General features: G+C 41.0%; 3 protein-coding genes and 2 pseudogenes. 3 read left to right on the top strand and 2 right to left on the bottom strand.

Annotated features, from left to right (window positions below; all coding sequences use genetic code 11):
- Window positions 1-28: 28 nt before the first annotated feature.
- A pseudogene (locus HT708_RS11385) lies at window positions 29-313 on the top strand (ATP-dependent Clp protease ATP-binding subunit); the annotation flags it as partial.
- Between the two features lie 59 nt (window positions 314-372).
- On the opposite strand, the gene HT708_RS11390 reads toward HT708_RS11385, so the two are convergent.
- Together HT708_RS11390 and HT708_RS11395 are read right to left on the bottom strand one after the other, a co-directional pair.
- Complete coding sequence (locus HT708_RS11390) at window positions 373-855, bottom strand: S-ribosylhomocysteine lyase (RefSeq protein ID WP_000032547.1); 483 nt, start codon at window positions 853-855, stop codon at window positions 373-375.
- Between the two features lie 94 nt (window positions 856-949).
- Window positions 950-2,434 (bottom strand): DUF1846 domain-containing protein, encoded by a 1,485-nt coding sequence (locus HT708_RS11395; protein WP_000743635.1) that lies wholly within the window; start codon window positions 2,432-2,434, stop codon window positions 950-952.
- A 152-nt stretch (window positions 2,435-2,586) separates the two neighbouring features.
- Between HT708_RS11395 and HT708_RS11400 the strand changes: the two genes are divergently transcribed.
- A complete protein-coding gene (locus HT708_RS11400; protein WP_172926407.1) occupies window positions 2,587-4,194 on the top strand; it encodes an alpha-glucosidase in 1,608 nt (535 codons plus the stop codon).
- A gap of 195 nt (window positions 4,195-4,389) precedes the next feature.
- Window positions 4,390-6,346: pseudogene (locus HT708_RS11405) on the top strand (peptide ABC transporter substrate-binding protein).
- Window positions 6,347-6,584: the final 238 nt, after the last annotated feature.

Raw genomic sequence — 6,584 nt, forward strand, 5'->3', positions numbered from 1 at the left:
AAGGTTGCTTTTTGAAAATAATTGAGTATCACACTTGAGCAAAGAAGATCTTTCTAAGATTGTAGACCTTATGTTGGTTGAAGTTAACAAGACGCTTTCTAAGAAAGACATTGACTTGGCAGTGAGCGAAGCTGCTAAAGAATACATGACTGAGGAAGGCTACGATGAAGTTATGGGTGTTCGTCCACTCCGTCGTGTGGTTGAACAACAAATCCGTGACAAAGTCACAGACTTCCACTTGGATAACCTTGATGCTAAACACCTAGAAGCTGACATGGAAGATGGTGTTTTGGTCATTCGTGAAAAAGCCTAAGACAGAATTTTGAGCATAAAAAAGAAGGAGCCAGCTGAAAAACTGGTTCCTTTTTGTGTTTAAATTACATGACGCTCAAAGGCATCATCTGAAATCCCTTGTTCTAGGATGAGTTTTGCCCATTCTTTAGCAGAGAAGAGGCTGTGATCCTTGTAGTTTCCGCAAGATTCGATGGTTGTTCCAGGGACGTCTTCCCAAGTAGTAGTTTCAGCGATTTCCTTGAGCGAATCCTTGATAACAGCTGCGATTTCAGCACTGGTGTGACGCCCCCACATAATCATGTGGAAACCTGTGCGGCAACCAAATGGTGAACAGTCAATCATACCGTCAATGCGGGTACGGATGAGTTTAGCCAAGAGGTGCTCGATAGTGTGAAGGCCAGCGGTAGGGATAGAGTCTTCGTTTGGTTGCACTAAGCGAATGTCATAATTGGAGATGATGTCTCCTTTGGGTCCTGTTTCTTCCCCGATCAAGCGAACATAGGGTGCTTTAACAATAGTGTGGTCAAGTTCAAAACTTTCAACAATAACTTCTTTTGACATGGTCAATCCTTTCAGTTTTATTCTTTCATTATAACATAAAGCTGGCTCCTGAGACAGAGAGAAAACCTCTCCGAGGCTGGAGAGGTTGAAATCTTTACTTACGATATAAGCGGTCGTATTGGTAGTATGGGTCAAAGGTTACGTTGATACCCAGTTTACGAAGGACATTCTTGTCTTCATCAGTCAAGATGATGGTTGAGTGGGCTTCGCTTCCTTTGAGGTTGCCGAGTTCTTCCATAGCGCGGGCAGCATCAGGATTTTCTGTAGCTGTGATAGCAAGTGCAATCAGGATTTCATTTGAATGAAGGCGTGGATTGTGGCTACCGAGATGATCGATTTTAAGACCTTGGATTGGCTTAACAACTTCAGGCTCGATTAGTTTTACTTCTTTAGCGATGTCAGCTGATTTTTTGATGGCGTTGATCAAGGCAGCGGCTGTAGGGCCAAAGAGTTCTGAGTTCTTACCAGTGACGATTTCCCCATTTGGCAATTCAAAGGCTAGGGCTGGTCCACCAGTTTCTTCTGCTTTTTGGCGCGCAACGACAGCAACCTTACGGTCTGCAGGTGTGATACCGAGGTCGTTCATGAGCAACTCAATTTTCTTGACGGCAGCTTCGCCAACTTTTTCAGCTTTGAAGTCAAGAACTGTTTGATAGTAACGGCGGATGATTTCTTGTTTAGAAGCTTCGACAGCAGCCTCGTCATCTGTAATAGCGAAACCAACCATGTTGACACCCATATCTGTCGGTGAAGCGTATGGTGATTTTCCGAGAATACGTTCCAACATGCGCTTGAGCACTGGGAAGATTTCGATATCACGGTTGTAGTTGACAGTGGTTTCTCCATAGGTTTGAAGATGGAAGGGGTCAATCATGTTGACATCATCAAGGTCAGCTGTGGCAGCTTCATAAGCCAAGTTAACTGGGTGATGAAGGGGAAGATTCCAAACAGGGAAGGTTTCAAATTTAGCGTAGCCAGACTTGATGCCATTGATTTGGTCGTGGTACATATTGGACATACACGTTGCCAATTTTCCAGAACCGGGTCCAGGAGCGGTTACGACAATCAAGTTGCGACTGGTTTTGATGTAGTCGTTTTTGCCCATGCCTTCTGGGGAAATGATGTGATCCATATCCGTCGGATATCCTTTGATTGGATAATGAAGATAAGAATCAATTCCGTTTTTCTCAAGTTGGTTGCGGAAGGCATCTGCAGCGGGTTGGCCAGCGTATTGTGTAATGACAACGGAGCCGACAAAAATCCCTAATTCATTGAATTTGTCAATCAAACGAAGAACTTCTTGGTCATAAGAAATGCCTAAGTCGCCACGTGCTTTGGAATGTTCAATGTTGCTAGCATTAATGGCAATCACAACCTCAACCTGCTCTTTCAATTCTTGCAAGAGCTTGATTTTGTTGTCAGGTTCATAACCAGGAAGGACACGAGCAGCGTGGAAATCTTCTAACATTTTACCGCCAAATTCTAAGTAGAGTTTGCCGTCAAATTGGTTAATGCGTTCCAAAATATGGTCGCGTTGTAAATTCAAATATCGTTCAGAACTAAAAGCTTGTTTTTTCATTTTTTTACCTCTGACCTCTATTATAATAAAAAATTGGAAGTTAGGAAACTACGGAGTTAAAAAAGGAATCAAAAAGATTAGGCGAACGCTTGCATAAAAATCTGAAAAGCGCTATCATAGACTATAGATTATTAAAATAATGAGGTAAGAAGATGCAAGAAAAATGGTGGCACAATGCCGTAGTTTATCAAGTTTATCCAAAGAGTTTCATGGACAGCAACGGAGATGGAATTGGCGATTTGCCAGGAATTACCAGTAAGTTAGACTATCTAGCCAAGCTAGGGATTACAGCGATTTGGCTTTCTCCCGTTTATGACAGCCCTATGGATGATAATGGCTACGATATTGCTGATTATCAAGCGATTGCAGCTATTTTCGGAACCATGGAGGATATGGACCAACTAATCGAGGAAGCTAAGAAGCGTGATATTCGTATCATCATGGACTTGGTGGTCAATCATACCTCAGATGAACATGCATGGTTTGTCGAGGCCTGTGAAAATCCTGACAGCCCTGAGCGAGACTACTATGTCTGGCGGGATGAACCCAACGACCTAGATTCTATCTTTAGCGGATCTGCTTGGGAATACGATGAAAAGTCAGGTCAATACTATCTCCACTTTTTCAGTAAGAAACAGCCTGATCTCAATTGGGAAAATGAAAAACTTCGCCAGAAAATTTATGAGATGATGAACTTCTGGATTGATAAAGGCATTGGCGGTTTCCGTATGGATGTTATTGACATGATTGGGAAAATTCCTGACGAGAAAGTAGTCAATAATGGTCCGATGCTCCATCCCTATCTCAAGGAGATGAATCAGGCTACCTTTGGAGATAAGAATCTCTTAACAGTAGGGGAGACTTGGGGAGCAACGCCAGAGATTGCCAAGCTCTACTCTGATCCAAAGGGGCAAGAATTGTCTATGGTCTTCCAGTTTGAACATATCGGTCTTCAGTATCAGGAAGGTCAGCCTAAATGGCACTATCAAAAAGAACTGAATATTGCTAAATTAAAAGAGATTTTCAACAAATGGCAGACAGAATTAGGAGTTGAGGATGGCTGGAATTCCCTCTTCTGGAATAATCATGACCTCCCTCGTATCGTCTCAATCTGGGGAAATGACCAAGAATACCGCAAAAAATCTGCCAAAGCCTTTGCTATCTTGCTTCATCTCATGAGAGGAACTCCTTATATCTACCAAGGTGAGGAGATTGGGATGACCAACTATCCGTTTGAAACGCTGGACCAAGTAGAAGATATTGAATCCCTTAACTATGCGCGTGAGGCTCTTGAAAAAGGTGTTCCGATGGAAGAAATCATGGACAGTATCCGTGTCATTGGACGTGACAATGCCCGTACTCCAATGCAATGGGACGAAAGCAAAAACGCTGGTTTCTCAACAGGTCAACCTTGGTTAGCAGTGAATCCAAACTATCAAGCAATCAACGTTCAAGAAGCGCTGGCAAATCCAGATTCTATTTTCTATACTTATCAAAAACTGGTTCAAATCCGTAAGGAAAACAGCTGGCTGATTCGAGCTGACTTTGAATTGCTTGATACGGCTGATAAGGTCTTTGCCTATATCCGTAAAGATGGGGACCATCGTTTCCTAGTTGTGGCTAACTTGTCCAATGAAAAACAAGACTTGGCAGTAGAAGGAACAGTTAAATCTGTCTTGATTGAAAACACCCTAGCTCAAGAAGTCTTTGAAAAACAAATCTTAGCTCCATGGGATGCTTTCTGTGTGGAATTACTATAAACATTATTTACAGAAAAATTTAAAATTGAAATCGCATAAAAACAAGGGAGTACTGTATGAAAGGCAGAAATCCTTTGTTTTTTTATAACCAAGGTTTATAAACTTTCATTCTCGAAATTCAATTAACTTTACAAATTCCCACTATTTTGGTAAAATAAACATATGTTATAAAAACTAACATAAAGGAGAAAGAAGATGACTACAAAAAAGCGTGTCCTTAGTGCAGGCCTGACTTTTGCATTTGCCTTGCTTTTAGCTGCTTGCGGACAATCAGGTTCAGATACAAAAACTTACTCATCAACCTTTAGTGGAAATCCAACTGCATTTAACTACTTGTTAGACTACTACGCTGATAATACAGCCATCATTACCAACCTAGTTGATGGTTTGCTTGAAAATGACAATTACGGAAATCTAGTTCCGTCTTTAGCAGAGGACTGGTCTGTTTCAAGCGGCGGTCTGACTTATACTTACAAATTGAGAAAAGTGCCAAATGGTTCACGGCTGACGGTGAAGAGTACGCCCCAGTTAAGGCACAAGATTTTGTGACAGGTATCAAGTACGCAGTGGATAATAAATCACAGGCCATTGACTTGATTCAAAACTCGATTAAGGGCTTGACTGATTATATTACAGGAGCGGATTCTGACTTTTCTAAGGTTGGGGTGAAGGCCATTGACGACCAGACTGTTGAGTATACTTTGTCACGGCCAGAACCTTACTGGAACTCAAAAACAACCAACAGTATTCTTTTCCCAGTAAACGAAGAGTTTTTAAACTCAAAAGGGAAAGATTTTGGTACCCTATCTCCAGATAGTATTCTCTACAGTGGACCTTATTTGTTAAAAGATTTCACATCAAAATCATCAATCGAGTATGTGAAAAATCCGCATTACTATGATCATGACAAAGTATCAATTGAACATGTGAAATTGGCCGATTTTGATGGTTCAGACCAAGAATTGACCATCCGTAACTTTGAAAGTGGAGCTTATTCTATCGCTGGGGTTTATCCAAATAGTTCTAACTTTGCTAAGACCAAGGAGAAATATAAGGATAATATCGTCTATAGCTTGCAGGACAAGACTTCTTGGTATTTCAATTTCAACGTTAACCGTAAGGCCTACAATCACACTGCTAAAACGACAGATGAGCAGAAGAAGTCAACTGAGACAGCTGTTTTGAACAAGAACTTCCGCCAAGCGGTGAACTTTGCCTTGGACCGCACAGCCTATTCTGCTCAGTCAAATGGGGAAGAAGCAGCTAGCAAGACCATTCGGAACACCCTAGTGCCTCCTACATTTGTCCAAGTTGGAGACAAGACCTTTGGAGAAGTAGTTGCTTCTAAATTGGTCAACTATGGAACAGAGTGGGCAGGTATAAACTTAGCAGATGCTCAGGATGCCTATTTTAACAAAGAAAAGGCTCAAGCAAAATTTGCGGAAGCTAAAAAAGAATTGGCAAGTCAAGGTGTGACTTTCCCTATTCACTTGGATGTGGCTGTTGATCAGACAAGTAAAAATGCTGTGACAGGCATGAACTCAGTTAAGCAGACCCTTGAGTCAGTTTTGGGTGCTGATAACATTGTCATCGACGTTCAGCAACTTTCAACAGATGATTTTAATAATGTAGCCTTCTTAGCACCGACAGCAGCTGATAGAGACTATGATTTGAACTTTGATGGCTGGGTAGGTGACTATCAAGATCCATCAACTTATCTCAATCCTTTCAATGCAGAGGATGGATTCTACCTTAAGATTTTTGGACTAGATGCCAAGGAAGATAAGGAAAAAATCACTAGCCTAGGTCTGGATACCTATACTAATATACTTAAAGATGCAGATAGTGAAAATAAAGATGTAGCCAAACGTTACGAAAAATATGCTGAAGCACAGGCTTGGATGATTGATAATTCTCTGATTATGTCAGCTATGTCAAGTGGTGGAACAGCATCTGTAACCAAAGTAACGCCATTTACAAGAGGCTATTCATTGGCTGGTATTAAGGGTGATGGCAATAACTACAAGTACATGAAACTGCAAAAGACACTGTGACGACTAAACAGTTTGAAGAAGCTAAGACCAAATGGGATCAAGAAAGCAAAAAAGCAATCGAAAAAGCCCAAAAAGAAGCAGAAAAACATGTTAAATAGTTAGAAATAGCCTTTTCAAGGAAAATCATAAAGACAAACATCAGTTTTGGTGCTTGTCTTTTTAAATCACTCGGCTATTGAAAACTGAGAAATGATTTGTTTTGTGCTAAACCCCCGACTTTATCACTTAATTCTCCGCCGACCTTACTTAATCCCTTGGTACATCTGGATTTTTCGACTATTTTTCAACTTTTTTGTTTATTGTATATAGTTATGTATGCTATAATAGAGTATGGCA

Origin of the sequence: Streptococcus sp. 3613 (assembly GCF_013277375.1) — a bacterium.
GTDB classification, from domain to species: domain Bacteria; phylum Bacillota; class Bacilli; order Lactobacillales; family Streptococcaceae; genus Streptococcus; species Streptococcus pseudopneumoniae.

What these genes read in the sequence shown, in the direction of transcription:
- HT708_RS11400 (WP_172926407.1), top strand. Translation starts at nt 2,587, where the DNA reads ATGCAAGAAAAATGGTGGCACAATGCCGTAGTTTATCAAGTTTATCCA.
- HT708_RS11395 (WP_000743635.1), bottom strand. Translation starts at nt 2,434, where the DNA reads ATGAAAAAACAAGCTTTTAGTTCTGAACGATATTTGAATTTACAACGC.
- HT708_RS11390 (WP_000032547.1), bottom strand. Translation starts at nt 855, where the DNA reads ATGTCAAAAGAAGTTATTGTTGAAAGTTTTGAACTTGACCACACTATT.